Below are 26,099 nucleotides of genomic sequence, written 5' to 3'. Positions count from 1 at the left end.
GGATGCCGCTCAATGGCCTGGTCAGTTCTTGGTCATCCTAGGGCGTGGCCGTCGTCGGACGTCGCCGCCGAACCCGGCGCAGCACCGGGTCCAGGAGCTGGCCGACCTCCTCGACCCGCATCAGCCGGGCGGTGGCGAAGAACACCGCGAGGAACACCACGCCCCCCAGGACGAGCTCCACCAGCGAGCCGCTCCACCGCCCGGCGTCCACTCCGAGCCGTTCGACGAGCAGCAGGGCGAGGGCTGCGGGGATGGCCGCGGCGACCGCCGCGCAGACGAGCCGTACGTAGACGCGAATCGTGGCGGAGAGGTGCAGCCGGCCGAGGCGCCGGCCCAGGAGGGCGAACCCGACCAGGGCCGCTACGAGGTTGCTCAGGGTCTGGCCGATCCCGACGACGACACCGGCCCGCTCCGGGGGGACCAGCAGAGCGATGAGGTTCGCCGCCGTCGCGGCGGCGGTCACCACCACCTGCAACAGGAACGGCGTCTTGGCGTCCTCGAAGGCGTAGAACACCCGCTGGATCAGGTACAGCCAGCCGAAGGGGACGAGGCCGACCATCATCGCGATCATCACGTGGGCGATCGCCTGTGCCTGCTCGTGGCTGTTCCCGGGGAACGCCACGCGCACCGCCTGCGTCCCGAGCACGAGCGCGGCCGCGGTGCACGGGACGAGCAGGACGGCCGGCATCCGCACGCCGCGGGAGAAGTCGTCGGCGACCTGCCGCGTCGCACCCCGGTGCGCGGCCTGCGAGATGCGCGTGAACAGTGCGGTCACGAGGGACACCGTGATGAGGGAGTGGGGCAGCATGAACAGCAGGAACGCCAGCCCGTAGGCGACGACACCGGCACCCACCGAGCCGCGGCTGTCGATCAGGTCGCCGGCTCGCGTCATCACCTTCGAGGTGAGCACGAAGCCGAGCTGGCTGACGGCGACCGCAGCGAAGGTCCACCCGGCCACCCGGCTGGCCGAGCCGAGCCCGACGCCGCGCCATCCCCAGAACGGGCGGTACCGAAAGCCGCTGCTGCGCAGCGGGAACCAGAGCACGAGCGCCTGCAGGACGATTCCCAGCGTGGCCGTCCCCGCCACCACGAGGATCATGCCCGTGGACCACTGCGACACCTGCGGCTTCGCGTCGTACCTCAGCTTGAACCACAGCAGGCCGGCGATGCCCACCACGTTGGCCAGGGCGGGTGCCCACATGTACGCCGCGAACCTGCCGCGGGCGTTGAGCACCTGGCCGAGCACGGTGTAGAGACCGTAGAAGAACACCTGCGGCAGGCACAGGAAGGCGAACGCCGTGGCGAGCCCGAGGGTGTGGGCGTCCCAGTGCTGGGAGAAGAGGCGTACGAGGAGCGGGGCCGCCGCCGTCACGACGAGCGTTGCGCCGAACAGGATCGCGAGCGAGAGGGTCAGCAGGCGGTTGACGAACTCGTGCCCACCGTCGTCGTGGCTCGCCGCCTTCGTGATCTGGGGGACGAGGACGGCGTTGAGCACCCCCCCGGCCAGCAGCAGGTAGAACTGGTTCGGGAGGGTGTTCGCGACCTGGAAGGCGTCGCCGGACAGGCCGATGCCGATGACGGCGGCCAACATCGAGGCACGCGCGAAGCCCAGCAGCCGGGATACGACCGTGCCAGCGGCCATGACGGCGCTGGAGCGGGCCAGGCTGCTGTCCGCGCCTGCATCCGTCCCCTGGTCCAGGTCACGGTCTGCGGCCGGGGTCACCCCAGGACCCATCCTCTCGTCCATGCCGTGGTCGGCGCCGGCGTCGCTGCTGTGGTCGCTGCTCTGCGACGTCTCGTTCATCCGATGGTCTCCCGGGTCGGTGTGGACGGCTCCGAGACCGCTGGAGCGGGGCGTCGGCGCACCGAGCGCACGACGCCGAGGAGCAGGATCGCACCGGCGACCCCACCAAGGCCCCAGTAGACCCAGTCGCCGGTGGGCGTCACCCGGACGAGGACGTCCGCGCCCTGGCCGACGACGGTGCCGTCGGGGGTGGTCAGCGTCGTGCGCAGCGGGACGAGGCCGGCCGCCAGCGCCGTGACACTGACGTTGACGGTGGCGCGGCTCTTCGGACCGATGCGCAGGACCGGTGGCTGGCTGTCGATGCGCAACCGCGGGTTCGAGGCCTCGACCCGGAGCTTCACGTCCTCCACGGGCACGTCCAGGTCGTTGGTCACGGTGATCTGCAGCCGACCGGAGTCGGCGAGAAAGTTCACCGTGCCCGCGGAGACCTTCACCGCGGTCGTGGTCTGTCGTGCGGCGGCCTGCACCCTGCCGCTCAGGGTGTTCCACGCCGTGGGGGCCGCCCGCCACCGCACCGACGCGAGCTGTTCGGCGGCCCGGGTCCAGGTGCGGGCGAACTCGTCACCGTCGTCCCGGATGAGCGCCACGCCCCGCACGGTGCGGACGGTCCTCTCGAGCTGGGCGATCCGGCCTCGGGTGAGCACGGGCTTCGCGACGTTGGGGGAGGCGTCAGACGGCCGCGTCACCGGGGCGGCAGGGGTCGGGGCGGCGTGACGGGCCGACGCGAGCAGGTCTTCGGTGCTCGACGGGGTGAGCCAGGGCAGCGAGGCTGCCGCCGCCAGGAACCGGCGGGCGGTCTCCGGGTCGGGGTTGAACGAGCGCGGGGCGGCGACGAACACCGTCCGCCCCGACGTCCCGGGCAGCTCGTTGAGGAGGGCCGCCGAGTCGGCCATGAACTGCTGGGTGCTCAGCACGCCCTCCGAGGGGGACGTGGTCCGGGCCAGCAGGCCGCTCAGAGAGTCGTCGTAGGCGAGCAGCGCCAAACCGGTCGTGCTCCGCTGGGCGGCCGAGGGAGTCGTCCCCGAACCGAGGCCGAGCGCTCCGGCGGAGGCGACCTGGCCGGCCAGCGAGGGTCGGCGGAACGCCTGGCGAAGAGTGGTCTCGCCGCTGGCGGTGTAGGCGCCGTCGGCCGGCCAGGCCAGGTCGCCGCGACCACCGAGCTTCTGGGCGACGGGCCCTGCGCGCCCGACGAGCGTCTGCATGAGGCCGCGGCCGGTGCCGAGCCCCGCCACGGCTCCGAGGTCGGCGTCCGTGTCCGGCAGCACCCAGGGGATATGGGCCGGCGCCTCGGTCTGGATGCGGTTCTGGACCTCGGTCCGCAGGGCGTTCTCCGGGGACGACTTGGTCCCGACGTCGACCGGCGACGCCAGGAGCCCGGGGGCGAGGGTCGGGTCGACCGCCCAGGTGACGGGAGTGGCCTGCGTCGCGTCGAGCACTCTCGTCACGCGTGAGTCCGGGCCCAACGCGCGCGTCCAGGCAGCCTCGCGGGCGTTGCCGGCGGCACCGAAGAGGTCGGGGTCCGGGTCGAGGGTCACCGGCACCGCCCAGGCGACCGTCATGGGCTGGTACTGCTTCAGCCGCTGGTACCCCGCGAAGGTGCGGACGCTGGCGGCCCCGGACTCGATGCTCAGCGGAAGGGCTCCATACGTGCTCTGCTCGCGGTCGGCCAGGCCCTTCACCGCGATCCGGAACGGCGACGAGGACCCTGGGCGCACCGTGGCGGGCACCACGAGCTGGGCCACCACCGACCCCGCGGCCGGCCCGCGCGCCGCGGCCCAGGCTCGCACCGCCGCGCGGTCCCTGGCCCCCCGTCCCACCACGACGCTGATGGTGGGCCGGACGAGCGCCGCCGTCCCCTCGTTGCGCAGAAGGCCCGAGATGACGAGGTCCTGTCCTGAGGCCAGCACCGCCGGACTGACCGAGGACAGCTCCACGACCGGCGCCTGGGCCGCCGGGACCGCCGCCTCCCCGGCTGTCACGGTCGCGGTGGCGGCCAGGCTGCGCCGCGATACTGCTGTCGTCGTGGCTGTGGTCCGGAAGCCCGCCGACGTTGTCGCCGATGCGGCGGGGACCGCCAGCGGAGCAACCGTGGCCAGGGGCAGCACGAGCGAGGCCGCGGCGAGCACGCGGCGTACAGCAGCGGGGACCATCAGCCCTCGCCGGCCAGACGTTGCCAGGCCTGCCTCGCGATGCGTCGCTCGTTGGGGAAGGTGAGGTGCTCGTGGGCCTCGCGCAGCGGCAGCCAGGCGACGTCGATCGCTTCATGGTCGGGGTCGTTCTCGATGGTCAGCTGCCCGCCGGTCGCCTCCAGGAGGTAGTGGTGCACGAACTTGTGCACCCGGCGGTCGCTCGTCGCGAACCAGTAGTCGATGGTGCCGAGCTCGGTCAGCACCCGGCCCTCGATCCCGGTCTCCTCCGCGACCTCGCGCGCGGCAGCCTCGGCAAGGGTCTCGTCGTTCTCGAGGTGGCCCTTGGGCAGGCACCACTCGATGCGACCGGCGCGGTTCCGGCGGGCGATGACCGCGATGCGTGCCTCGCCGTCGTGCACGTCGACCACGATGCCGCCGGCCGACCGCTCTTCCACTGCGGGCAGACGGCGGACCATCCGGTCCGAGTCGCGGGCAGGGGAGGTCACCACGCCACTCTAACGAGCGCCTACCCTTGTCCCTCGTGTCCACCGCCGATCCCCGCGAGCCGCAGCTGGAGCTGCTACGCAGGGCGACCGCCCATCTCGCGCCGGTGGTGCCACTGCTGACAGAGCTCGGGGGGTTGTTCGCCGCTGCGGGACACGAGCTGGCGCTCGTCGGCGGGCCGGTGCGGGACGCGTTCCTGGGCCGGGTGTCGCCTGACCTGGACTTCACCACGAGCGCCACGCCGGACGACACACTGCGGATCCTGCGCCCCTGGGCGGATGCCCACTGGGACGTGGGGCGCGACTTCGGCACCATCGGCGCGCGCCGCGGCGCGACGACGGTGGAGGTGACGAGCTACCGCGCCGACGCCTACGACGGTCTCACCCGCAAGCCGGTCGTCGCCTTCGGCGACAACCTGGAGGACGACCTCGTACGGCGGGACTTCACCGTCAACGCCATGGCTCTGCGGCTGCCCAGCATGGAGTTCGTCGACCCCTACGGCGGGTTGGCGGACCTGGCCGCCAGGCTCGTTCGCACGCCCGGGCCTCCCGAGGTCTCCTTCGGCGACGACCCGCTGCGGATGATGCGTGCCTGCCGGTTCGTGGCGCAGCTCGGTCTGGAGGTCGGACCCGAGGTGCGCGAGGCGATGGCCGCCATGGCCGGGTCGATCGAGATCGTGTCGGCCGAGCGCGTGCGCGACGAGCTGGTGAAGCTGCTCCTGTCCGCACGCCCGCGCCCCGGCCTGCGGCTCCTGGTGGAGTCGGGGCTGGCTGCCCACGTGCTGCCCGAGCTGCCTGCACTGCGCCTGGAGATCGACGAGCACCACCGCCACAAGGACGTGTACGAGCACTCGCTCACCGTGCTGGACCAGGCCATCGCGCTCGAAGGCCCGCCCGGCGGCCCGGAGTCCTCCGTACCCGGACCGGACCTCGTCCTTCGCCTTGCCGCACTTCTGCACGACATCGGCAAGCCCGGGACCAGGCGCTTCGAGTCCGGTGGCGGCGTCTCCTTCCACCACCACGAGGTGGTGGGCGCCAAGCTCGTGAGCAGGCGGCTCAAGGCTCTGCGGTTCGACAAGGACACGGTGAAGGCGGTGGCCCGGCTGACCGAGCTGCACCTGCGCTTCCACGGGTACGGGGACGGACAGTGGACCGACTCGGCGGTACGCCGGTATGTCACCGACGCCGGGCCGCTGCTGCCGCGGCTGCACCGGCTGACGCGGTCCGACTCCACCACCCGCAACGCGCGGAAGGCGGCGCGCCTCTCGCGCAGCTACGACGAGCTGGAACGCCGCATCGAGGCGCTCATGGAGGCCGAGGAGCTCGCCAAGGTGCGCCCGGAGCTCAACGGCAACGAGATCGCCGAGGTGCTGGGGATCTCGCCGGGGCCGGTCCTGGGACGGGCGTACTCCTACCTTCTGGAGCTCCGGCTCGACCGTGGCCCGATCGGCCGCGAGGCGGCGGCTGAGGCGTTGCGTCAGTGGTGGAGCGAGCAGCCGGAGTCGCCGCGCTGACCCAGGAGCCCTGCGTCAAAGACCGGTTCGCCGGCTCGGGCTCACACTCGGTAGGGCCGGTCGTGCACGCGGTCCCGGTTGCTGCCCTCGGCGTTCTGGCCCTTCTCGATGATGACGAGGTTGTGCCAGCAGTGAACGGCGCGGACGGTGCGGTCCGTGTAGGTCGGTTCGTAGCCCTCGAGGAGGAACTCTTCGTAGTTGAGGCCGTCGACGAGGTCCTTGACCAGGTCCATGCTCGTGCCTCGGGCTTTGGGGTCGACCTGTCCGCCCCAGTCCGGCCAGTATGAGGTCTGGGTGTCCTCGATGGCGTAGATGCCGCCGGGGGGCAGTAGGGGGAACAGCACAGCGAAGGTGGTGCGAACGTGCTCTGGCACGTGGCTGCCGTCGTCGACGACCACCTTGAGGTCGGGGTGCTCGTCGGCGATGCGCTGCAGGAGCTCAGGGTCGGTCTGGCTCCCGGTGTAGACCTCGATGCGCTCACTCGCGACATAGGACTTGTCGATGATGTCGAGGCCCACGATGGTCGCCCGCGGAAAGTAGTCACGCCACATCCGCAGGGACTTGCCTCCGGAGCGTTCCTTCTTGAACCCGCCGATGCCGATCTCGAGCAGGGTGAACTCCTTGTCGCGCAGATGCTTGAGGCGCTCCTCGTAGTGTGGGGTGTATCGGTGCAGGCCCCACTTGTCGGTCTTGTGGACCTTCGCGAGGTCGGTGAGCGATGGGCGCTTCGGCGGCGGTGGTGGGCTGAGCCGGCGCCGCACGGTTCGCTCCGCACGTCGCAGCCGGTCAGTTCGCTGCTTCCCGATGGTTCCTTCCAGGCGCTGCCCGACGGCACGGCGCACACCCATGCGGTGGATCCTTTCCTCGGTGCCGGTCGTTGCCAGCAAGCTTCGCGGGTGGCGAGCATCGCACGTCCCGCCGCCGGGTGTGGACCCTAGGTTCTCAGATAGGTCGGGGCGCCATCCGCACGTCGTCCATCCCCACCTGGTGCCGGTGTGCCTTCGTTCCTCTCCATGAGGTCGTTTGTGGGAGTGTTGCGCAGGAGCGGCTGTCGCGGGCTCAGCCATGGACGGAGCACCTGATGGAGAGAACGGCGAGAGGGCGCTGATGACGACCTTGACCTACCGGAGTGCACGTCTCGCCGGACGCGCGTCCTCGGCTGAGCCGGGGGCGAGCAGGCCGTGGGCGAGGCGAGCGGGCAAGGGAAGACGGTGAGAGATCGCGTATGAGCGGCGGCGAAGCACCAGGACGTACCGGAAGTCTCACCGTACGGGCCGGGGCGGCGACAGACGTCGGCCGTGTTCGCGACCACAACGAGGACAGCCTCCTTGCCGACCGCAGGGTGTTCGCCGTCGCCGACGGCATGGGCGGCCACGCGGCGGGAGAGGTGGCCAGCAACATCGCGGTCCAGACCTTGGCCGAGCTGGCCCACGTGCCCCGACTCCGGCGCCAGGACCTCGTCGAGGGTCTCACGCTTGCGAACCGGCGCATCCTGGAGTCGGTGCGGCGGCATCCGGAGCAGGCGGGCATGGGCACCACCGTCACGGGCGTCGCCGTGGTCGACGAGAGCGGCTCGGAACACTGGGCCGTGTTCAACCTGGGCGACTCACGGGTCTACCGGTTCGCCGACGACCGCCTGTCGCTCCTCACGGTCGACCACTCGGAGGTCCAGCACCTCGTCGACGCGGGCCTCATCACGCCGCAGGAGGCCTTGCGGCACCCGCTGCGCAACGTCGTCACCCGCTCCCTGGGTCTGGACACCATGCCGGAGGTCGACGTGGAGCTGCGAGTCCCCGAGCCGGGGGAACGGTTCGTGGTGTGCTCCGACGGCCTGAACGGAGAGCTCAGCGACGACGAGCTGGCCGAGCTGCTCCGCCGGCACGACGACCCGGACGCTGCAGCAGCGGCACTGGTGCAGGCGGCGGTGGACGTGGGCGGCCGCGACAACGTCAGCGTCGTCGTAGTCGACGTCCAGCCCTAGCGACGACCCCTACCGACCAGCCCAACCCCCGTCTTTCCCGACCGAACTCACAAAGTTGTGCGTGTCGCGGCCTCCAGGGCCGCGACACGCACAACTTCTGTAGTTCGGTCGAGAGTGGTGAGGGGTGTCAGCGCTCTTCGGTACCGGCGATGAAGGCCTCGAGCTTCGCACGCCCCTCGGTGTCCTCGCGCTGCACCGGTGGGGACTTCATGAGGTACGACGACGCGCTGAGGAGCGCTCCGCCGATGCCGCGGTCCTTGGCGATCTTGGCGGCGCGGATGGCGTCGATGATGATGCCGGCGGAGTTCGGCGAGTCCCAGACCTCGAGCTTGTACTCGAGGTTCAGCGGGACGTCGCCGAACGCGCGACCCTCGAGGCGGACGTAAGCCCACTTGCGGTCGTCGAGCCACTGGACGTAGTCGGAAGGCCCGATGTGAACGTTCTTGGCGCCGAGGTCGTGGCCCAGGTTGGAGGTCACCGCCTGGGTCTTGGAGATCTTCTTGGACTCGAGGCGGTCGCGCTCCAGCATGTTCTTGAAGTCCATGTTGCCGCCGACGTTCAGCTGGTAGGTGCGGTCCAGCACCACGCCTCGGTCCTCGAACAGCCTGGCCATGACTCGGTGGGTGATCGTCGCACCGACCTGCGACTTGATGTCGTCGCCGATGATCGGCACGCCAGCCGCCTCGAACTTCGCGGCCCACTCCGGGTCTGAGGCGATGAACACCGGAAGGGCGTTCACGAACGCCACGCCGGCGTCGATCGCGCACTGGGCGTAGAACTTGTCAGCTTCCTCCGAGCCGACCGGCAGGTAGGAGACGAGGACGTCGACCTTGGCGTCCTTGAGCACCTGCACCACGTCGACAGGGGCGGCGCCGGACTCCTCGATGGTCAGCCGGTAGTACTTGCCGAGCCCGTCGAGGGTGTGGCCGCGCAGGACCTCTACCCCGGTGGTCGGGACGTCGGCGATCTTGATGGTGTTGTTCTCCGAGGAGTTGATCGCCTCGGCGAGGTCCTTGCCGACCTTCTTGTCGTCGACGTCGAACGCTGCGACGAACTCCACGTCCTTGACGTGGTAGTCGCCGAACATGACGTGCATCAGGCCGGGGACGGTGCCCGACGGGTCAGCGTCCTTGTAGTACTCGACTCCCTGCACCAGCGAGCTGGCGCAGTTGCCGACGCCGACGATGGCGACGCGCACGGATCCCATGGAACTCTCCTTGAGTTGTGGTGTTACTGCGGTGGTGTTACTGCGGTGGGGTGGACTGGGGTGATGCGGACTGCCCCGCCTCGGTGGCCGCGGTAGGCGGCGGAGCCGCGGGGGCGGAAGGGTTGCGTTCGGCGGTGATGAGCTCGTTCAGCCAGCGGACCTCGCGCTCCGCTGCGTCCTCTCCATGCCGCTGCAGGGCCAGGGTGTAGCTGTCGACGCGCTCGCGGTTCTTCGCGGCGACCGCGCGGATGTGGTCGAGGCGCTCCTCGAGGCGGCTGCGTCGGCCCTCGAGAATGCGCAGCCGCACCTCTGCCTCGGTCCGGGCGAAGAAGGCGAAGTGGACGTCGAAGGTGTCGTCCTCCCAGGCCGTGGGACCGGCCTCCTTCAGCAGCTGCTGGAACAGCTCCTTGCCGTCGGCAGTCAGCTCGTAGACGATCCGGGCTCGCCTGGAGCCCGACGCGAGCAGGGCGGCGGCCTGCGGTCCGGTGGACTCCGTGACGAGCCGCCGGTCCAGCAGCCCCCGGAGGCAGGGGTAGAGCGTGCCGTAGGACAGTGCGCGGAAGGCGCCCAGGGCCGCATTGAGCCGTTTGCGCAGCTCGTAGCCGTGCATGGGGCTCTCATGGAGGAGGCCCAGCACGGCGAACTCGAGCAGCTCACTGCGGCGGGTGGCCATTCGGGACTCCTTCCGTGCGGGGCGGACCTGCTGAGCCCAGACACCGGGCACACGTGCGAGGTGACAAAGCCTGACAATGTCACCTCAGCCTACAGCTAGATATATCGCTGCGATACATCGGTTCACCGTGCGGCGGCCGGCCGCAGCGGTGGTCCGTTCGTGGACGGCACGCTTCGGACGTCATACTGAGGGGTAGTTCACGGTGCCTGCACCGCCACGTCCGGTGGCTCCTGCAGGCATGTCGTATGCCGATCGGGAAGGTCAGATGAGCACCCCACGTCCCAGTACGCGAGGCCAGGCTAAGCCGGGAAAGCCTCGGGCGTCCCAGCGTGCGGCGCGCTCCGGCGGTGCCGGAAGGCGCTGGGCCAAGCGGCTCGGCATCGCCGCTCTGGTCGGCTTCGTCCTCGCGGTGGCGGCCTTCTTCGTCGCCTACGCGACGATCAAGACGCCGGAGCCCAACGACCTCGCCAACGCTCAGGCCTCGATCATCTACTACCGCGACGGCAAGACGGAGCTGGACCGGATCAGCGAGGTGAACCGCGAGTCAGTGCCCTTGTCGAAGGTGCCCAAGAAGGTGCAGGAGGCGCACCTGGCCGCCGAGGACCGCAACTTCTACCAGAACTCCGGCATCAGTCCGACGGGTATCGCGCGTGCCGTATGGGTCGGCCTCAAGGGCGGCGCCACGCAGGGCGGGTCGACCATCACGCAGCAGTACGTCAAGAACTACTTCCTGACCCAGGACCAGACCCTCTCCCGCAAGGGTCGCGAGATCATCATCTCCATCAAGATCGCCAAGCAGGAGTCCAAGGACACGATCCTCGAGAACTACCTCAACACGATCTACTACGGCCGCGGGGCGTACGGCATCCAGACCGCGGCCAAGGCGTACTTCGGCAAGGACATCTCCCAGCTGGATGTCTCCGAAGGCGCGCTGCTGGCCTCGGTGATCCGTGGGCCGTCCTTCTACGACCCGGGTCTGGGCGCGCAGCAGAAGGCCAACGCGGAGCAGCGCTGGAGCTACGTGATGGACGGGATGGTGACCAAGCGCTGGATCACCCAGGCGCAGCGAGAGGCCGCGAAGTTCCCCACGGTCACGACGTACAAGCCGAAGCGTGGCGCCGCCGGGCCGAACGGATACATCACCGACGCGGTCAAGCGCGAGCTGCGCACGAAGCTCAAGCTCACGGACGCCGACATCGACAGGGGCGGTTACCGGGTCGTCACGACCATCGACGCCCGGGCGCAGCAGGCGGCGGTGGCCGCCGTGAAGGCGCGGATGCCCACCGGGAAGAACGCGAGCACCCTCCACGTCGGCCTGACGTCGATCAAGCCCGGCGACGGGGCGGTCGTGGCGATGTACGGCGGTGCGGACTACCAGAAGGAACAGTTCAACACGGCGACGCAGGCCACCATGCAGGGTGGCTCGACCTTCAAGATCTTCGCCCTGGTCGCCGGCCTGCGCGAGGACATCAGCACCAAGACGAGGTTCAACGGGCGGTCGCCCCAGTACTTCCCGGAGTTCAAGGACTCGGCGGCCAAGTCCGACTTCCTGCGCCAGGGCGGCGTGCGCAACTTCGGGGACGAGCAGTTCGGCGACATCGACCTCCGGACGGCCACGGGCCACTCGGTGAACACGGTCTTCGCGCAGCTCAATATCAAGGTCGGTCCGGACAAGACCAAGGCGGCAGCCATCGCCGCCGGCCTCCCCGACGACAAGCAGGCCGCCGCGCGCAAGCTGGGCAAGCTCGGCAGCAACTACTCGAACGTGTTCGGCACCGACCATGTCACGGTCACGGACATGGCCAACGCCTACGCCACCATCGCCGCCCAGGGGCAGCGGGTCACGCCGTACTTCATCCAGTCCGTCAAGGGCGGCCCCGGCGGGCTGAGCTACAAGGCCAAGGTTGCGAAGAAGGCGGTCTTCGACAAGGACGTCATGGCGGACACGATCGATGCCATGCAGCGGCCGATCAAGGACGGCACCGCCCAGTACGCACAGAACCTGGGCCGCCCGGCCGCGGGCAAGACGGGTACGACGACCGGCAACAAGGCGGCCTGGTTCAACGGCTTCACCCCGCAGCTGGAGACCGCTGTCGGGATCTACAGCAGCGGTAAGAACGGCGCCGAGCTCTCCATGGACAACGTCAACGGCGTCGGCGAGCTGACCGGTGGGACCGTACCGGTGCGCATCTGGACGGACTTCATGAGCGCGGCCCTCAAGGGTCAGAAGGTCCTGGACTTCCCGCAGCGGGCCGGCGTGGGCGACGACCAGGTCTACACGCCCCCGCCACCGTCGACGACGTCGTCCAGCAGCACGTCGTCCACCACGTCGACGACCACGACCACCACGACGACCACCACGACCGCACCCGTCCCGACGACCACCACCGCACCCGTACCGACCACGGCGACGAAGACCAAGCAGCCAGGCCCGAAGCCGCCGAGCACAACGGTCACCCTGCTCGGGAACAGGCCGCGGACCAGCTCGCCCACCACGCAGTGAGCCGTCCGGCGCCGCAGGAGCTGTCGGGTGGGCCGCTGGCCGCGGTCGGCGGGCCGCTCGGTCGCCACGCCTCCGCCCGGGCGCTGTCATGGGCCGCCACCGTCGTGCCGCTCCTCGTCGCGACGTCGGCCACGATGGCCCTCTCGGTGGCAGAGCGAACCCACTGCGTCGCCAAGGGCTGGGTCGGCTCCGACCAGTTCTGGCACGCCTGCTTCTCGGACCTGCCGGCGTTGTACCAGCTGGGGAACCTGCACGCCGGGCTCGCCGCGTACGTCGGCGGCGGTGGGGCCCGCAGCGACCACCCCGTGCTGACCGGCGCCGTCATGGCACTGGTGGGCGGGCTCGTGCCCGACGGCGCGTTCCTGGACCAGACGCGCTGGTACTTCGCGCTGTGGGCCCTGCTCGGCACCGCGCTGGCAGGGTTCACCGCCTACGCGACCGCGGCCTCCCGGCCGCGGCACGTCGTGGACGCGGCACAGGTGGCCCTGAGCCCGGTCCTCCTGATGACGGCGATGCTGTCCAGCGACCTGTTCGGTGTGGCCCTGGTCAGCGGGGGCGTATGGGCCTGGTCCCGACGGCGGCCCGTCCTGGCCGGGGCCCTGCTGGGCCTTGCCGTCACCGCGCGCACGTACCCGGTGCTCGTGCTCCTCGCGCTGGTGCTCCTGGGGCTGCGGACCGGCCGGCTGGCGTCGGTCGGTCGTACCGTCGGTGCGGCAGCTGTGGCTGTGGCTGTGGTGCTCGTGCCGTTCCTCGTGGGCAACCCGGGCGCCATCCTGCGGACGTACCACGTCTGGTGGGACAGCCCTGCCAACCTCGGCTCGCCATGGATGCTCCCTGCCCTGCTGGGACACCCACTGCCGCCCGGCGCGACCACGCTGCTGGCGACCGCCGGGCTCGTGGCTGCGGTGGGGCTCGGCGCGCTCTTCACCCTCGGGACCCCGCGCCGCCCCACGGTGGCCGAGGTCGCGCTGGTGGTGGTGGCGGTGGCGCTGCTCACCGGCAAGGCGTTCCCCGTGCAGTCGTCGCTCTGGCTGGTGCCGCTCGTGGCGCTGGCCGGAACGCGATGGCGGGACCACCTGGTGTGGGCAGGCGCGGAGGCGCTGCACTTCGTCTGCGTCTGGCTCTACGTCGCAGGCCTGTCCAAGCCCGACCGTGGCCTGCCGGCCGGCTGGTATGCCGTGGCGCTCATGCTGCGGCTGGTTGCCGTGGGCTATCTGGTCTGGCGCGTCTGGCAGACCGCGTCGGCTCGTGAGGAGGCGCGCGGGCGGCTTTCCGAGGACGAGGTGGGGCCGCAGTGGGAGACAGGCCAGGTCACGGGTCAGGTCACGGGTCAGGCCACGGACGGCGACACCGGAAGCGAGGCGGACGGCGATCCGGACAGTGACGTCGTCGGCGACGAGCTGGCGGGCGACTTCAGCGACGCTCCCGACCGCCTGCTGGTCCGCCTGGCGTGATCCCTGCCGTCGCCGAGCCCCTGTGGAGAACAATTCGGTGATGAAGGCTCGGCCCGGTACCCTTGTCGAGTTCCGCTGAAGCCTGCACCAGTGCCAGGCCGAGGCGGATCGCACTGCAACCCTCCTGTCACGGAGAGACCGTGACCGCCATAGACCAAAGGAGGCGGGTTATCAGCATGCGTCAGTACGAACTCATGGTCATCCTCGACCCCGAGCTCGACGACCGTACGGTTCAGCCGTCGCTCGACAAGTTCCTCACCGTCGTGACCAAGGACAAGGGCACCGTCGACAAGGTCGACATCTGGGGCCGTCGTCGCCTGGCCTTCGACATCAAGAAGAAGTCCGAGGGCATCTACGCCGTCGTCAACTTCACCGCTGAGCCGGCCACGGCCAAGGAGCTGGACCGCCAGCTCGGTCTCAACGAGTCGGTCATGCGCACCAAGCTCCTGCGCCCCGGCGCCTGAGCCCTCCTCCGGGCCCGACCCTCCTACCTCACCCACTGCGAACAGGGGACACGCTTCATGGCTGGCGACACCGTCATCACCGTCATCGGCAACATCACCGGCGATCCCGAGCTGCGTTTCACTCCCTCGGGCGCTGCCGTCGCGAACTTCACCGTGGCGTCGACGCCGCGGCAGTTCGACCGGCAGTCGAACGAGTGGAAGGACGGCGAGACGCTGTTCATGCGCTGCTCGGTCTGGCGTGACGCCGCGGAGAACGTGGCCGAGTCGCTCCAGCGGGGCACTCGGGTCATCGTCTCCGGCCGGCTCAAGTCTCGTTCCTACGAGACCAAGGAAGGCGAGAAGCGGACCGTCGTGGAGATGGAGGTCGACGAGGTCGGCCCGTCGCTGCGGTATGCCACGGCCAAGGTCAACAGGACCCAGCGGGCCGGCGGTGGTGGCTTCGGCGGTCAGGGTGGCCAGGGCGGCCAGCAGGGCGGCGGCTTCGGCGGCGGCCAGCAGGACGACCCCTGGGCGACCGGTCCCTCTGGCGGCCAGGGCGGCGCGCAGTCAGCGCCGCAGGGCGGCCAGCAGGGTGGCGGCTGGGGCGGCGGCGCGCCGTCCTACGACGAGCCGCCCTTCTAGCAGCATCCGGTGGGTCCGGGCGTCGCCGCGAGCGGCGAGCCCCGGGCATACCGAAACCACGTAAGAACACCATCCCTGGGAGACCAGGGCTCATCCGCTGACACGTCAGCAGAAGGAGAGCACCACGATGGCCAAGCCCGTTGTGCGCAAGCCCAAGAAGAAGGCCAACCCGCTGAAGGCGGCGAAGGTCGAGAACATCGACTACAAGGACACCGCGCTGTTGCGCAAGTTCATCTCCGACCGCGGCAAGATCCGCGCTCGTCGGGTGACCGGGGTGTCCGTCCAGGAGCAGCGGCTCATCGCCACCGCGGTCAAGAACGCCCGCGAGATGGCGCTGCTGCCCTACTCGAGCTCGTCCCGCTGAGCTCGGACGCTAGGAGGATCTGAAGCATGAAGGTGATTCTGACCCACGAGGTCTCCAGCCTCGGGACAGCCGGCGACGTCGTCGACGTCAAGGACGGCTACGCCCGCAACTTCCTGTTCCGTCGTGGCCTGGCCACGGCGTGGACCAAGGGCGGCCAGAAGCAGGTCGACGCGATCGCGAAGGGCCGTGAGGTCCGGGCGATCAACTCCTTGGAGGAGGCCAAGTCGATCAAGGGCAACCTCGAGAACAAGACCGTGACGGTCCCGGCGCACGCCGGTTCCTCCGGTCGGCTGTTCGGTGCCGTGTCGACCGCGGACGTGGCTGCAGCCGTCAAGGCTGCCGGTGGCCCGGAGCTCGACAAGCGCAAGATCGAGATCACGACCCCCATCAAGTCGGTGGGCAGCCACGAGGCTCTCGTGCGCCTGCACCCCGACGTCCAGGCCAAGGTGACGCTCGACGTCGTCGCGGGCTGACCTGACGCTTGCAGTTCGGGCACGGCCCGGTTCGCCTCATGGCGGCCGGGCCGTTCCCGTCGGCGCCGTGGCGAGGCCGTAGCTCGCTTACCAGGCGCAGCAGATCGAGCGTCAGCGCATAGAGCGTCAGCGCGTGAGGGTCAGCGCACGACCAGCGCGACGGCCGCCAGCACCGTCGCCGCCAGCACGGACTGGTCGAACCGCGCCTGGCTGAGTCGGCGAGCGGTGTGCAGACCCGCCCAGGCGCCGGCCAGGACCAGGGGAGCCAACAGCGCAGTCCGCTGCATGGTGCCAGGTCCGAAGAGCCTCAGGCCTGCGCTGAACGGCAGCTTGCACAGGTTCACGCCGAAGAAGAAGCACGCGCTGGTGCCGAGGAACCGTCGCTTCTCCACGCCCTGGGCCACCAGGTAGAGCGTCATCACGCCGCCCGCCGCGTTGGCCGTCATCGTGGCGAACCCGGACATCAGCCCGGTGAGCAGCGCGACCCGGTGGGACGCGGGGGGCCGCTCCTCCGGTGCTCCGTCGCCGGCCGCGACCGGGGTCGCAGGGCGGTCCCCGGCGCCCCGTCGCATCACCAGCTGGAGGACGGCCATGGCCAAGAGCAGGACACCGATGGTGCGACGCAGGACCGCGTCGTCGATGACCGCCAGGAACATCGCCCCCAGGGCCAGCCCTGGCAGGACCGCGGGGATGAGCCGGCGAAGCAGACCCCAGTCGCAGTCGTGCCGGTAGTGCCAGACGGCCACGACATCGCCGGTGATGAGGAGCAGGAGGATGGCGGCGGTCGACTCGCGCGCCGGCATGAGGCTGGCGAAGATCGCGATCGCGATGCTGCCGAGCCCACCCACGGACGTCTTCGAGAAGCCGACGATCACCGCGGCGGCCCCGAACAGCACCGCAGCGGTCACGACACGGTGCCCTTGAGAGACACGCTGAGAGAGACGCCGAGAGACAGGCTGGGAGACACGGGAAGAGACAGGGAGCGGAGGGCGCGCATGACAGCAACCTAAGGCTCGTCGGGCAGGGTCGCTGCTGGGGGCGGTCGTGGGCCGGTTCCGTGCGTCCCCGGGTCCATGCGTCGCGGGTCCGTGCGCCCCTGACCTCGGCGAATACCCGACAATGACGGTTCTCCGCCACGAACCTTTACCCGCACTTTGCCGTAACGCGACCTAGATTCAGTCGTTCTCACGACGCCGGCGACGACGCCGGCGCTGTTCGCGACCGAGGACCTCGGCCGCTGCTCGAAGGAGAAGGCACAGATGCGAGCACGCACCAAGGCCATGGTCGTCACGGCGGCCCTTGCGGTGGCCCTCGCAGGAGCCGGAGCGGTTCACGAGCTGGGTCAGGAGCGGGCGGCCGTCGCGGCCGACTGCGCCCCAGGCTTCAGCCCGGTGACCTCTGTGCTCAAGGAGGTCCGCGCCGAGATGGCGGCCGAGGAGGCCGACAAGGACGGGGGCTGGGTCCGCCAGGCCGTGCGCGAGCTGACGGGGGAGGAGAGGAGGGAGCTCGCCCGGGAGGCGGTCGCGGAGGTGCCGCCGCTCGCCGGGCTCGACCAGGACCAGTGGTCCAGCTACTGCCTTCGAAGCAAGCGGCCGGAGTCGCTCAAGGAGCTCGTCGCCCTGTTCGGCGCCCGCGCCATCCCCCGCATGGCGCCGTACGGCGCGTGGGCCGACGGGGCAGCGTCCTCAGCGGCCACCCAGCGCCAGGCGATGGCCTCCGCCACGGTCCCTGGAAGTGACGGGGCCGGCGCGGCGTACGGCACGGGGCCGCTCATCGTCAACGACCCCCGCTACCCCGAGGTCAACGGCCTCGGACTGGTGCACAACTCCGGGCGGATCGACTCCTTCGCGTGGGATCCGGCCGCCGGGCGGCTGTTCGCCGCCGTGGGCAACGGCGGGATCTGGCGTTCGGACGACAAGGCCAAGAGCTGGACCAGCGCCAACGGCAACCTGCCGACCTCGATCACGGGGGCGGTCGCGTGGTCCCCGGCGAACAAGGGCACCCTCCTGGCCCTGACCGGTGAGCCGACGTTCGGGTCCTCTGCCTTCACCGGCCTGGGGGCGTACTACTCGAACGATCTCGGGAGGACCTGGACCAAGTCGGCGGGCGTGCCGGACGGCGGGCTCGGCTTCGCCCTCGCCGTGGACCCGGGGAACCCGCTGAAGGTGTATGCGGCGACCCAGCTGGGTCTGTTCTCCTCCGTGGACGGGGGTAGGACCTACACCAACACGAACCTCCCGACCGGGGAGTGCTCGGGCGTCACCGACACCCAGACCCGTCCGGAGTGCGCCCTCGCCAACGTCGTCACCGACGTCGTCGTGTCCAAGGGCGGTGGCGTGGGCACGACCACCAGGGCGAGCACGGTCGTGGCCACGGTGGGCTGGCGCGGCGGGGCGAAGACCAACCCCAACGGGACGGTGCAGTCCCCGAACAACGGGGTCTACCGGTCCCCGTCAGGCGGCGCGAACACCTTCACGAAGCTCGGAGCGTCCGGGTTCGCGGCCCAGGACCACATCGGCCGGGTCGAGCTCGGCAACGCCGTGGGCAGCGCGCAGGACCACGACCTGCTGTACGCCATCGTCCAGGATGCCAAGCTCCTGAACAACGGTGGCGTGGCCGGCATCGACGTACCGGAGGGCACCAAGCCGCCGATCGGCACGACCGTGCTCAACGGGCTCTACGTCTCCAGGGACTTCGGCTCCACCTGGACGATGCTCGCGAGCGGGACGCAGCTCGCTGCCGACCCGACCACCAGCTCCGCGCTGGCGGGCTACGGCACCGCGACGGGCTACCAGCCCGGCGTGCAGGGCTGGTACAACCTCTGGGTCCAGCCCGACCCGACCCGGCAGACGGCGTCCGGGGTGCCGACCCGGATGGCGTTCGGGCTGGAGGAGATCTGGTCCAACGAGGTGTCGAACCTCGGCCTGCCGCTGGACGGTTCGGTCCCGGTCAAGTTCCGCGTCGTGGCGAAGTACTTCGCCGGCCAGTCGTGCCAGCTGCTGTCCACCGGACTTCCGGCGTGCCCGACCGACCGGGAGCCGACCGACGACAACCTGACGACGCACCCCGACCAGCAGGACGGGATCTGGGTCGAGGACCCCACCGTCAAGGGAGGTGTGCAGCTCGTGGTCGGCAACGACGGCGGCGCCTACCGCTACCGCTTCGACACCGACCCGGACGGCGAGCTCGACAACTCGCACTGGGGTCTCGGCGACAACGACGGCTTCCACACGCTGATGCCGTACTACGCCGCGATGGCCAAGGACGGCACCGTGTGGGCGGGCCTGCAGGACAACGGCAACCTGCGGATCGACCCCGTGGACCACAAGCAGTACGAGACGTATGGCGGCGACGGCTTCTACGCGGCCGTCGACCCCGACCACTCCGCCACGGCCTATGAGGAGTACACGAACGGCGCCATCGCCGTCACCACGGACGGCGGCACCTCGTGGAAGGACATCGACCCGGGGCTCACGGCCTCGAAGTTCTCCAACCCGTTCGCCATGGACCCCACCGACGCGGGCCACCTGCTCACCGCCGGCCGTGAGATCGTCGAGACCCTCAGCGGCGCCGACACGCAGAGCGGACAGACGCCCGCCCAGAGCGCCGACGACAGCACGAAGACGTGGCGTACCGTCTACAACCTCGGCACCAGGTCACACCCCGGCGACGCGGGGGCGACGGCGAGCGACACGGACCCCGCCAACTCGATGTCGGCCGTGGACGTCCAGGGTGCCGCCGCGTACGTCGGCTACTGCGGCCAGTGCGACACGCTGAACAAGCTCGGTCCCACGCCGAACCTGTTCCAGAACGGTCTGGCCACCAACGTCGGTGGGAGCACCGCCCCGGCGAAGGGCAGTGCCAACGGCTGGCACATCGCGGCGGCCAAGGGTCTGCCGAACCGGTACATCACCTCGATCGCGGTCGACCCGCGCAACGACCGGAACGTGTTCGTGACCCTCGGCGGCTACACCCGTCGCTGGGTCCCGGCCGGCGCCGTGGGCGACGCCAACGACCAGATCGGCAGCGGCCACGTCTTCCGCTCCACGGACGGCGGTGAGGCGTTCACCGACGTGTCGGGCACCCTCCCGGACTCGCCGGCGTCCTGGGTCGAGCTTCGCGGTGACCAGCTCCTGGTGGCCACGGACGTCGGCGCCTTCGCCTCGCAGACCGGTGGGGCGTACGCCACGCCGAAGTTCGCGCCGCTGAAGGACATCCCCGCCACGGCCGTCTCGAGCATCGCCCTCAAGCCCGGCGACCCCAACACCGCGGTGGTGGCTGTGTTCGGACGAGGGGTGTGGACCTACGCCTTCAAGGACAAGCTGCCTGTCCCGGTGGACCCGCCGGCTACTCCGGCGCCCACCGTGGGGCAGGCCTATGCGTCGTACGACTTCGAGTCGGACGCGCAGGGGTGGACCGCCGGTGGCACGCCGACCTGGCTGCGCGGAACGCCCGGACACGGGACCGACGCCGCTGAGGCTCCCGGCGGCCAGGCGTTCTCCGTGAGCGGGCCGACCGGCTACCTCGACAACCTGGACGCGACCCTGTCCTCACCCAAGATGGCCGCACCGGCCGGCAACGCCGTGGTGCAGTGGTGGATGAGGCTCGACACCGAGGCCGGGTTCGACACCGTCGCGGTCGAGTGGAGCAGCGACGGCAGCACCTGGAAGACGCTCGGGACGTACTCGGGAAAGAACCCCGGGGCCCCCGGGTGGAGCCGGTATGCGGTGCCGTTCACCGCCCCGGGCGGCGACGTGCAGGTGAGGTTCCGGTTCGTCTCCGACTCGCTGTGCTCCGGCCTGGGTGGTCCGGTCTGCTCCTCCACGAGCGGCTGGGACGGTGTCCACGTCGACGACGTTGCGGTGGGTGCGCCTGCCGGCTGACGGACCTCAGCGCTCGTCGATCATGACGTCGATGGAGTAGTCGGAGGCCCGGTAGCAGTGGTCGCCGTACTCCACCGGGTTGCCCAGTGAGTCGAACGCGCTGCGGCTCATGGTCAGCACGGGCTCCGAGGGCTTCAGCCGCAGGTACCGGCGCTCGGCCGTGCTCGGCGGCCGTGCGCCGATGCTCTGGTGCGCCACCGTGGGCCGTACGCCGCGCTCGCGCAGCACGGCGTAGAGGCCGCCGCGCTCGAGCTGCTCACGGGCCAGGTCACCCAGCGCCGGAGGCAGCCAGTTGCGCAGCACCGCCAACGGAAGGTCCCCGGCATACCTGAGCCGCACGATGGCGAGCAGCTCGGTGTCCGGGGACAGGTCGAGCGCCGTAGCCGCACGCTCGTCCACGGTGTGGCCGAAGGACAGGACCTCCGTGCGGGGCGATTCCCCGTCCCGGCTCAGGTCGTCGTACAGGCTGCTCAGCTCGGCACGCCGGTGGACCTTGCGGTTCGCCACCGTGGTGCCCAGGCCGCGGCGCCGGACCAGCAGGCCTCGGCCCACGAGCTCCTGGATGGCGCGCCGCACCGTCGGGCGCGACAGGTTGAGCCGCTCGGTCAGCGCGAGCTCGTTCTCGAAGGCGTCGCCCGGCTGGAGCTGGCCGCGTGTGATGGCCTCCGTGAACTGCTCCGCGAGCTGGTGGTACAGCGGCACCGGCGAGTCCCGGTCCACCCGCACGTCGAGCTGTGTGGTCATGGCGGGATAGTAGTCGCCTTTCCCGCATGCACGAACATGAGAATGTCCTAACAAATAGTTGACAGAAGTCCGGCCCCGGCACGACATTGGTCCGCATGCGGATCGGACTTGCCGGCGTGGGACGGATCGGTGCCTTCCACGCGCAGACCCTGGCGGCCCTGGAGGAGGTGGACACGGTCGTCGTCACGGACGCCGACCCGGCACTCGCGGAACACGTCGCCCTCGAGCAGGGGCTGGAGTACGCCCCGGACGTCGCGGCGCTGCTCGCCTCGGGCCTGGACGGCTTCGTCATCGCCACGGCCACACCCGGCCACGCTCCGCTGATCCGGCTGGGGCTGGCCGCCGAGGTGCCGACCTTCTGCGAGAAGCCGGTCGCAGCGACGCTCGAGGAGACGATCGAGCTCGCGGCGCTGGCACGCCGCAGCAGTGTGCCCGTGCACGTCGGGTTCCAGCGGCGATTCGACGTCGGGTACCGCCACGCGCGCGCCGCCGTGGACTCGGGCGAGCTCGGGTTCGTTCACAGCGTGCGCGCCATGACGCACGACCAGGACCCGCCGCACCCGGCCTACGTGCCGACGAGCGGGGGGATCTTCCGCGACTGCAACGTGCACGACTTCGACGTCATCCGCTTCGTGACCGGCCGCGAGGTGGCCACGGTCTACGCCACCGGCGCCAACAAGGGCGCCGCGTTCTTCGGCGAGGCCGGCGACGTGGACACCGCCGCCGCGCTGCTCACCCTCGACGACGGCACTCTGGTCACGGTCTCGTCGACGCGCTACAACGGCGCAGGTCACGACGTACGCATGGAGGTCATGGGCGAGAAGGGCGCGGTCGCTGTGGGGCTGGACGACTCGCTCGCGCTGCGTTCCATGGAGGAGGGGGTGGACTTCCCGCACGGACCGCAGAAGCACTCCTTCATGGAGCGATTCCTTCCGGCCTACCGGGCCGAGCTGACCGCCTTCCTGGACGTCGCAGCCGGGCGGGCGCCGAGCCCCTGCACCGTGGACGACGCGCTCGCTGCGTTCCGCACGGCGGAGGCCTGCGAGCTGTCGCGGGCCGAGCGCCGGCCCGTCGACCTCACCGAGATCAAGGGGGCCTGAGCATGTCGACGCCGCTGTCCGACCGCATCGCCGGTGCGCCGATCTCCTGGGGAGTCAGCGAGGTGCCCGGCTGGGGACACCAGCTCGACCCGGCGACCGTGCTGGCGCAGATGGCGGACCTGGGGCTCGCCGCCACAGAGTTCGGGCCGGACGGCTTCCTGCCGGCCTCCGCTGCGGACAAGGTCGCGACGCTGCGAACCCACGGCCTCCAAGCGGTGGGCCAGTTCGTCCCGGTGGTCCTGCACGACCCCGGTCATGACCCGCTGCCCGAGGTGGACGCAGCGATGGACGACCTCGTGGCCGCCGGCGCCTCCACGGTGGTCCTCGCCGCGGCCACGGGCCAGGAGGGCTACGACGACCGCCCCGTCCTGGACGACCGCGGGTGGGCGACGCTGCTCGCCAACCTCGACCGGCTCACCGACGCCGCCGCGTCGCGTGGCGTCGTCGCGACCCTCCATCCGCACGTGGGCACCATGGTCGAGAGCGGCGCGGAGACCGAGCGCGTCCTCGCCGGCAGCCGGGTCGGGCTGTGCCTCGACACCGGACACCTGCTCATCGGCGGGGGCGACCCGGTGGCCCTGGCCAAGGACCATCCTGACCGGATCGTCCACACCCACCTCAAGGACGTGCGGCTGGAGTGGGCCCGCAGGGTCCGGTCGGGGGAGGTGACGTACACCGAGGCCGTCGCCCAGGGGATGTACGTCCCGCTCGGCGACGGCGACGTGGACCTCACCGCCATCCTGACGGCTCTGGAGGACCACGGGTATGGCGGGTGGTACGTCCTCGAGCAGGACACCATCCTGGACGGCCCGCCACCGGGAGCGGGCCCCGTGGAGGACGTCGAGCTCAGCCTCAACTTCCTCCTGGCCTTCGCGGCGCAGCACTCCGGGGTGGGTATCTGACATGGCCCGCCAGGACGATGCGGCATACGACCTGGTGGCCATGGGCCGCACCGGGGTCGACCTCTACCCCCTGCAGCACGGGGTGGGGCTGGAGGACGTCGAGACCTTCCAGAAGTTCCTGGGTGGAAGCGCCACCAACGTCGCGGTCGCTGCCGCCCGCCATGGACGCTCGACCGCGCTGGTGACCCGCACCGGGGCTGACGCGTTCGGCCGGTACGTCCACCAGGCCCTGCGCGGCTTCGGCGTGGACGACGCCTTCGTGACCGCGGTGCAGGGGCCTCCGACTCCGGTGACCTTCTGCGAGGTGTTCCCCCCGGACGACTTCCCGCTGTACTTCTACCGTTACCCGACGGCACCGGACCTGATGATCGAGGCCCGCGACCTGCCGGTCGAGGCACTGGCGTCGGCGCGGGTGTTCTGGTCCACGGTGACCGGGCTCTCCCAGGAGCCCAGCCGGTCGGCGCACTTCGCGGCCTGGGAGGCGCGAGGCCGCCGGGACCATACGGTCCTCGACCTGGACTACCGGCCGATGTTCTGGCCGGACCCCCGAGAGGCGGGACTCCAGGTCGGGCGGGCCCTCGAGCACGTCACCGTGGCCGTAGGCAACCGTGAGGAGTGCGAGATCGCCGTGGGCGAGACCGACCCGCACCGGGCCGCCTCCGCCCTGCTCGAGCGCGGCGTGACCCTTGCCGTGGTCAAGCAGGGCCCCAAGGGAGTCCTGGCGGCCACTGCCGAGGAGCGGGTCGAGGTCGCGCCGTTCCCCGTTCGCGTCGTCAACGGGCTCGGTGCCGGAGACGCCTTCGGCGGCGCCCTGGTCCACGGACTGCTCGAAGGGTGGGAGCTGCGCCGGACTCTGGAGTTCGCCAACGTCGCAGGCGCGCTCGTCGCTGCCCAGCTGGAGTGCTCCAGCGCCATGCCGACCACGGCCGAGGTGGAACGGAGCCTGGCGACGGCACGGTTCGAGTCGCAGGAGGCGGCCCGATGACCGTCACCGTGGCCGACCTCACCCAGATCCGGGTGCGGGAGCCGCAGCGGATCGACAAGTCGTGGGCTGCCCGCGCCCGTCGGGACCTCGTCGGCCGCGACGGGAGGCTCCTCGTGGTCGCCGCCGACCACCCGGCCCGCGGAGCGCTGGGAGTGCGCGGCGACGGGTCGGCGATGGCCAGCCGCAGCGACCTCCTCGAACGCCTGGTCACGGCCGTGTCGCGGCCTGGTGTGGACGGCGTGCTGGGGACCCCCGACATCCTCGACGACCTCCTGCTCCTGGGGGCGCTCGAAGGCAAGGTGGTCATCGGCTCGATGAACCGGGGTGGTCTGCAGGGTGCCACCTTCGAGCTCGACGACCGGTTCACCGCCTACCGTGCGCGTGACCTCGCCGCCTCAGGCCTCGACGGGGGCAAGATGCTCACCCGGATCGCGCTGGACGACCCCGGTACCGCCGGAACGCTCGAGGCCAGCGCACGTGCCGTCACCGAGCTCGCGGCGGCGGGGCTCATGGCGATGGTGGAGCCGTTCCTCTCCCGGTGGGTCGACGGCCGGGTCGTCAACCTCCTCGACGCCGACTCCACGATCAGGTCCATCCACATCGCGTCGGGACTGGGGGCGAGCAGTGCGCACACCTGGCTGAAGCTGCCCGTGGTCGAGGACCTGCCGCGCGTCATGGACGCCACCACCCTGCCCACCCTTCTCCTCGGCGGAGACCCGCAAGGACACCCCGACGACACCTATGCCTCGTGGGGCGCGGCCCTGGAGCTGCCCCAGGTCCGCGGGCTCGTGGTGGGTCGGGCACTGCTCTACCCGCCCGACGGTGATGTCGCGTCGGCGGTCGACGTGGCCGCCGGGCTCGTGCACGGCAGCGCGTCGTGACGGGCGCGGACAACGCGCGCTGGGTGCATCCTCTCGGCACCGCGGAGCGGGACGGGTGGGACGTCGTGGTGGACGACAGCGTGCAGGGGTGGCAGCACACCAGCCTTATGGTGACCTCGCTGGCACAGGGTGAACGGCGCGAGCTGCCCGCGGACGGGCAGGAGCACGTCGTCGTACCGCTCTCCGGTTCGGTGACGGTCCGGGCCGACGGCCACGAGGTCGTGCTGGCCGGCCGTGCGTCGGTCTTCGCCGGCCCGACGGACGTGCTGTACGTCGCCAGGGACACGGACTGGACTCTCACCGCCCAGCACGGGGCGGCGCGCGTGGCGGTGTGCGGGGCGAGCGCCACCACGCGGCCTGCCGTGCCGGTGGTCCACCTGACGCGGGAGGAGGTGCCGGTGGAGCTCAGGGGTGCCGGCCTCGCCAGCCGCCAGGTGCGCAACTTCGGCATCCCCGGCGTCCTCGAGGCGGACTCGATCATCGCGTGCGAGGTCGTCACTCCGGCCGGGAACTGGAGCTCGTACCCGCCGCACAAGCATGACGAGGAACGCACGGGCGTCGAGACCGAGCTGGAGGAGATCTACTACTTCGAGGCGGCCGCCACGCACGGAGCCCCCGTGGGCGCAGAGCCCTTCGGCTACCAGCGCGTCTACGGCACTGCCGACCGCCCCATCGACGTGCTGGCCGAGGTCCGCAGCGGTGACGTCGTCCTGGTGCCGCATGGCTGGCACGGACCTGCCATGGCGCCGCCCGGGTACGACCTCTACTACCTGAACGTCATGGCCGGGCCCGGCCCGGAGCGGGCGTGGCTCATCTGCGACGACCCCGCCCACGGGTGGGTGCGCCAGACCTGGGCGGGGCAGGACGTGGACCCGCGACTTCGGTCCGAGGACCCTTCACCGGAAGAGAGCTGA

The 26,099-nt window shown here is 70.7% G+C and carries 22 protein-coding genes; 14 read left to right on the top strand and 8 right to left on the bottom strand.

From position 1 onward, the window contains the following. Positions 1-37: 37 nt before the first annotated feature. The 3 genes from murJ to PHA84_RS05410 are packed head-to-tail and all read right to left on the bottom strand — an operon-like array spanning position 38 to position 4,409. Complete coding sequence (murJ, locus tag PHA84_RS05420) at positions 38-1,804, bottom strand: murein biosynthesis integral membrane protein MurJ (protein WP_270887072.1); 1,767 nt, start codon at positions 1,802-1,804, stop codon at positions 38-40. Then, positions 1,801-3,954 (bottom strand): DUF6049 family protein, encoded by a 2,154-nt coding sequence (locus tag PHA84_RS05415; RefSeq protein WP_270887071.1) that lies wholly within the window; start codon positions 3,952-3,954, stop codon positions 1,801-1,803. The genes murJ and PHA84_RS05415 overlap by 4 nt, the downstream gene beginning before the upstream one ends. Continuing rightward, positions 3,954-4,409 (bottom strand): NUDIX hydrolase, encoded by a 456-nt coding sequence (locus tag PHA84_RS05410; protein ID WP_270887122.1) that lies wholly within the window; start codon positions 4,407-4,409, stop codon positions 3,954-3,956. The genes PHA84_RS05415 and PHA84_RS05410 overlap by 1 nt, the downstream gene beginning before the upstream one ends. Before the next feature lie 56 nt (positions 4,410-4,465). On the opposite strand from PHA84_RS05410, the gene PHA84_RS05405 reads away from it, so the two are divergent. Continuing rightward, the gene (locus PHA84_RS05405; RefSeq protein WP_442952827.1) at positions 4,466-5,950 is read left to right on the top strand and encodes a CCA tRNA nucleotidyltransferase; all 1,485 of its coding nucleotides are present in this window, start codon (positions 4,466-4,468) and stop codon (positions 5,948-5,950) included. Positions 5,951-5,991: 41 nt separating this feature from the next. On the opposite strand, the gene PHA84_RS05400 is transcribed toward PHA84_RS05405, so the two are convergent. Then, complete coding sequence (locus tag PHA84_RS05400) at positions 5,992-6,798, bottom strand: class I SAM-dependent methyltransferase (protein ID WP_270887069.1); 807 nt, start codon at positions 6,796-6,798, stop codon at positions 5,992-5,994. A 377-nt stretch (positions 6,799-7,175) separates the two neighbouring features. Between PHA84_RS05400 and PHA84_RS05395 the strand changes: the two genes are divergently transcribed. Continuing rightward, a complete protein-coding gene (locus tag PHA84_RS05395; protein ID WP_270887068.1) occupies positions 7,176-7,931 on the top strand; it encodes a PP2C family protein-serine/threonine phosphatase in 756 nt (251 codons plus the stop codon). Positions 7,932-8,058: 127 nt separating this feature from the next. Here the strand turns inward: PHA84_RS05395 and PHA84_RS05390 are convergent, their stop codons facing one another. Both PHA84_RS05390 and PHA84_RS05385 read right to left on the bottom strand, forming a co-directional pair. Then, a complete protein-coding gene (locus tag PHA84_RS05390; protein WP_270887067.1) occupies positions 8,059-9,138 on the bottom strand; it encodes an inositol-3-phosphate synthase in 1,080 nt (359 codons plus the stop codon). Between the two features lie 37 nt (positions 9,139-9,175). Beyond that, a complete protein-coding gene (locus PHA84_RS05385; RefSeq protein WP_270887066.1) occupies positions 9,176-9,811 on the bottom strand; it encodes a PadR family transcriptional regulator in 636 nt (211 codons plus the stop codon). Between the two features lie 265 nt (positions 9,812-10,076). On the opposite strand from PHA84_RS05385, the gene PHA84_RS05380 reads away from it, so the two are divergent. From PHA84_RS05380 to rplI, 6 genes are all read left to right on the top strand, one after another. Then, a complete protein-coding gene (locus PHA84_RS05380) occupies positions 10,077-12,314 on the top strand; it encodes a transglycosylase domain-containing protein (protein ID WP_270887065.1) in 2,238 nt (745 codons plus the stop codon). Then, the gene (locus PHA84_RS05375) at positions 12,311-13,768 is read left to right on the top strand and encodes a glycosyltransferase 87 family protein (protein WP_270887064.1); all 1,458 of its coding nucleotides are present in this window, start codon (positions 12,311-12,313) and stop codon (positions 13,766-13,768) included. The genes PHA84_RS05380 and PHA84_RS05375 overlap by 4 nt, the downstream gene beginning before the upstream one ends. 176 nt (positions 13,769-13,944) lie before the next feature. After that, the gene (rpsF, locus tag PHA84_RS05370) at positions 13,945-14,232 is read left to right on the top strand and encodes a 30S ribosomal protein S6 (protein WP_270887063.1); all 288 of its coding nucleotides are present in this window, start codon (positions 13,945-13,947) and stop codon (positions 14,230-14,232) included. Positions 14,233-14,289: 57 nt separating this feature from the next. Continuing rightward, a complete protein-coding gene (locus tag PHA84_RS05365) occupies positions 14,290-14,853 on the top strand; it encodes a single-stranded DNA-binding protein (protein WP_270887062.1) in 564 nt (187 codons plus the stop codon). A 127-nt stretch (positions 14,854-14,980) separates the two neighbouring features. Next, positions 14,981-15,217 carry a 30S ribosomal protein S18 gene (rpsR, locus tag PHA84_RS05360; protein WP_056884210.1) on the top strand — a complete coding sequence of 79 codons (237 nt, stop codon included), beginning with the start codon at positions 14,981-14,983 and terminating at the stop codon, positions 15,215-15,217. Positions 15,218-15,243: 26 nt separating this feature from the next. Continuing rightward, a complete protein-coding gene (rplI, locus tag PHA84_RS05355; protein WP_270887061.1) occupies positions 15,244-15,690 on the top strand; it encodes a 50S ribosomal protein L9 in 447 nt (148 codons plus the stop codon). 140 nt (positions 15,691-15,830) lie between these two features. On the opposite strand, the gene PHA84_RS05350 is transcribed toward rplI, so the two are convergent. Next, positions 15,831-16,598, bottom strand: coding sequence for a sulfite exporter TauE/SafE family protein (locus tag PHA84_RS05350; protein WP_270887060.1), 768 nt, complete (start codon positions 16,596-16,598; stop codon positions 15,831-15,833). Positions 16,599-16,949: 351 nt separating this feature from the next. Between PHA84_RS05350 and PHA84_RS05345 the strand changes: the two genes are divergently transcribed. After that, positions 16,950-20,573: a WD40/YVTN/BNR-like repeat-containing protein gene (locus tag PHA84_RS05345; RefSeq protein WP_270887059.1), complete on the top strand. Its 3,624-nt coding sequence runs from the start codon at positions 16,950-16,952 to the stop codon at positions 20,571-20,573. A 6-nt stretch (positions 20,574-20,579) separates the two neighbouring features. Here PHA84_RS05345 and PHA84_RS05340 read toward each other — a convergent pair whose 3' ends face one another. Then, positions 20,580-21,317 (bottom strand): GntR family transcriptional regulator, encoded by a 738-nt coding sequence (locus tag PHA84_RS05340; protein WP_270887058.1) that lies wholly within the window; start codon positions 21,315-21,317, stop codon positions 20,580-20,582. Between the two features lie 95 nt (positions 21,318-21,412). Here PHA84_RS05340 and PHA84_RS05335 point away from each other — a divergent pair, with 95 nt between their 5' ends. From PHA84_RS05335 to iolB, 5 genes are read left to right on the top strand one after another with little or no spacing between them, the layout of a single operon-like run. After that, positions 21,413-22,417: a Gfo/Idh/MocA family protein gene (locus tag PHA84_RS05335; RefSeq protein WP_270887057.1), complete on the top strand. Its 1,005-nt coding sequence runs from the start codon at positions 21,413-21,415 to the stop codon at positions 22,415-22,417. A 2-nt stretch (positions 22,418-22,419) separates the two neighbouring features. Next, on the top strand, positions 22,420-23,319 hold the full coding sequence (locus PHA84_RS05330; protein WP_270887056.1) for a sugar phosphate isomerase/epimerase family protein: 900 nt from the start codon (positions 22,420-22,422) through the stop codon (positions 23,317-23,319). Position 23,320: 1 nt separating this feature from the next. Then, positions 23,321-24,304, top strand: a complete 984-nt coding sequence (gene iolC, locus PHA84_RS05325) for a 5-dehydro-2-deoxygluconokinase (protein WP_270887055.1) — start codon at positions 23,321-23,323, stop codon at positions 24,302-24,304. Then, on the top strand, positions 24,301-25,185 hold the full coding sequence (locus PHA84_RS05320; RefSeq protein ID WP_270887054.1) for a Cgl0159 family (beta/alpha)8-fold protein: 885 nt from the start codon (positions 24,301-24,303) through the stop codon (positions 25,183-25,185). The genes iolC and PHA84_RS05320 overlap by 4 nt, the downstream gene beginning before the upstream one ends. After that, positions 25,182-26,099: a 5-deoxy-glucuronate isomerase gene (gene iolB, locus PHA84_RS05315; RefSeq protein WP_270887053.1), complete on the top strand. Its 918-nt coding sequence runs from the start codon at positions 25,182-25,184 to the stop codon at positions 26,097-26,099. Before PHA84_RS05320 ends, iolB begins: the two co-directional genes overlap by 4 nt.

This window comes from Pedococcus sp. 5OH_020 (genome assembly GCF_027812955.1).
GTDB lineage: Bacteria > Actinomycetota > Actinomycetes > Actinomycetales > Dermatophilaceae > Pedococcus.
Note: the sequence above shows the minus strand (reverse complement) of the source record. Positions and strands in the feature narration are given on the sequence as shown.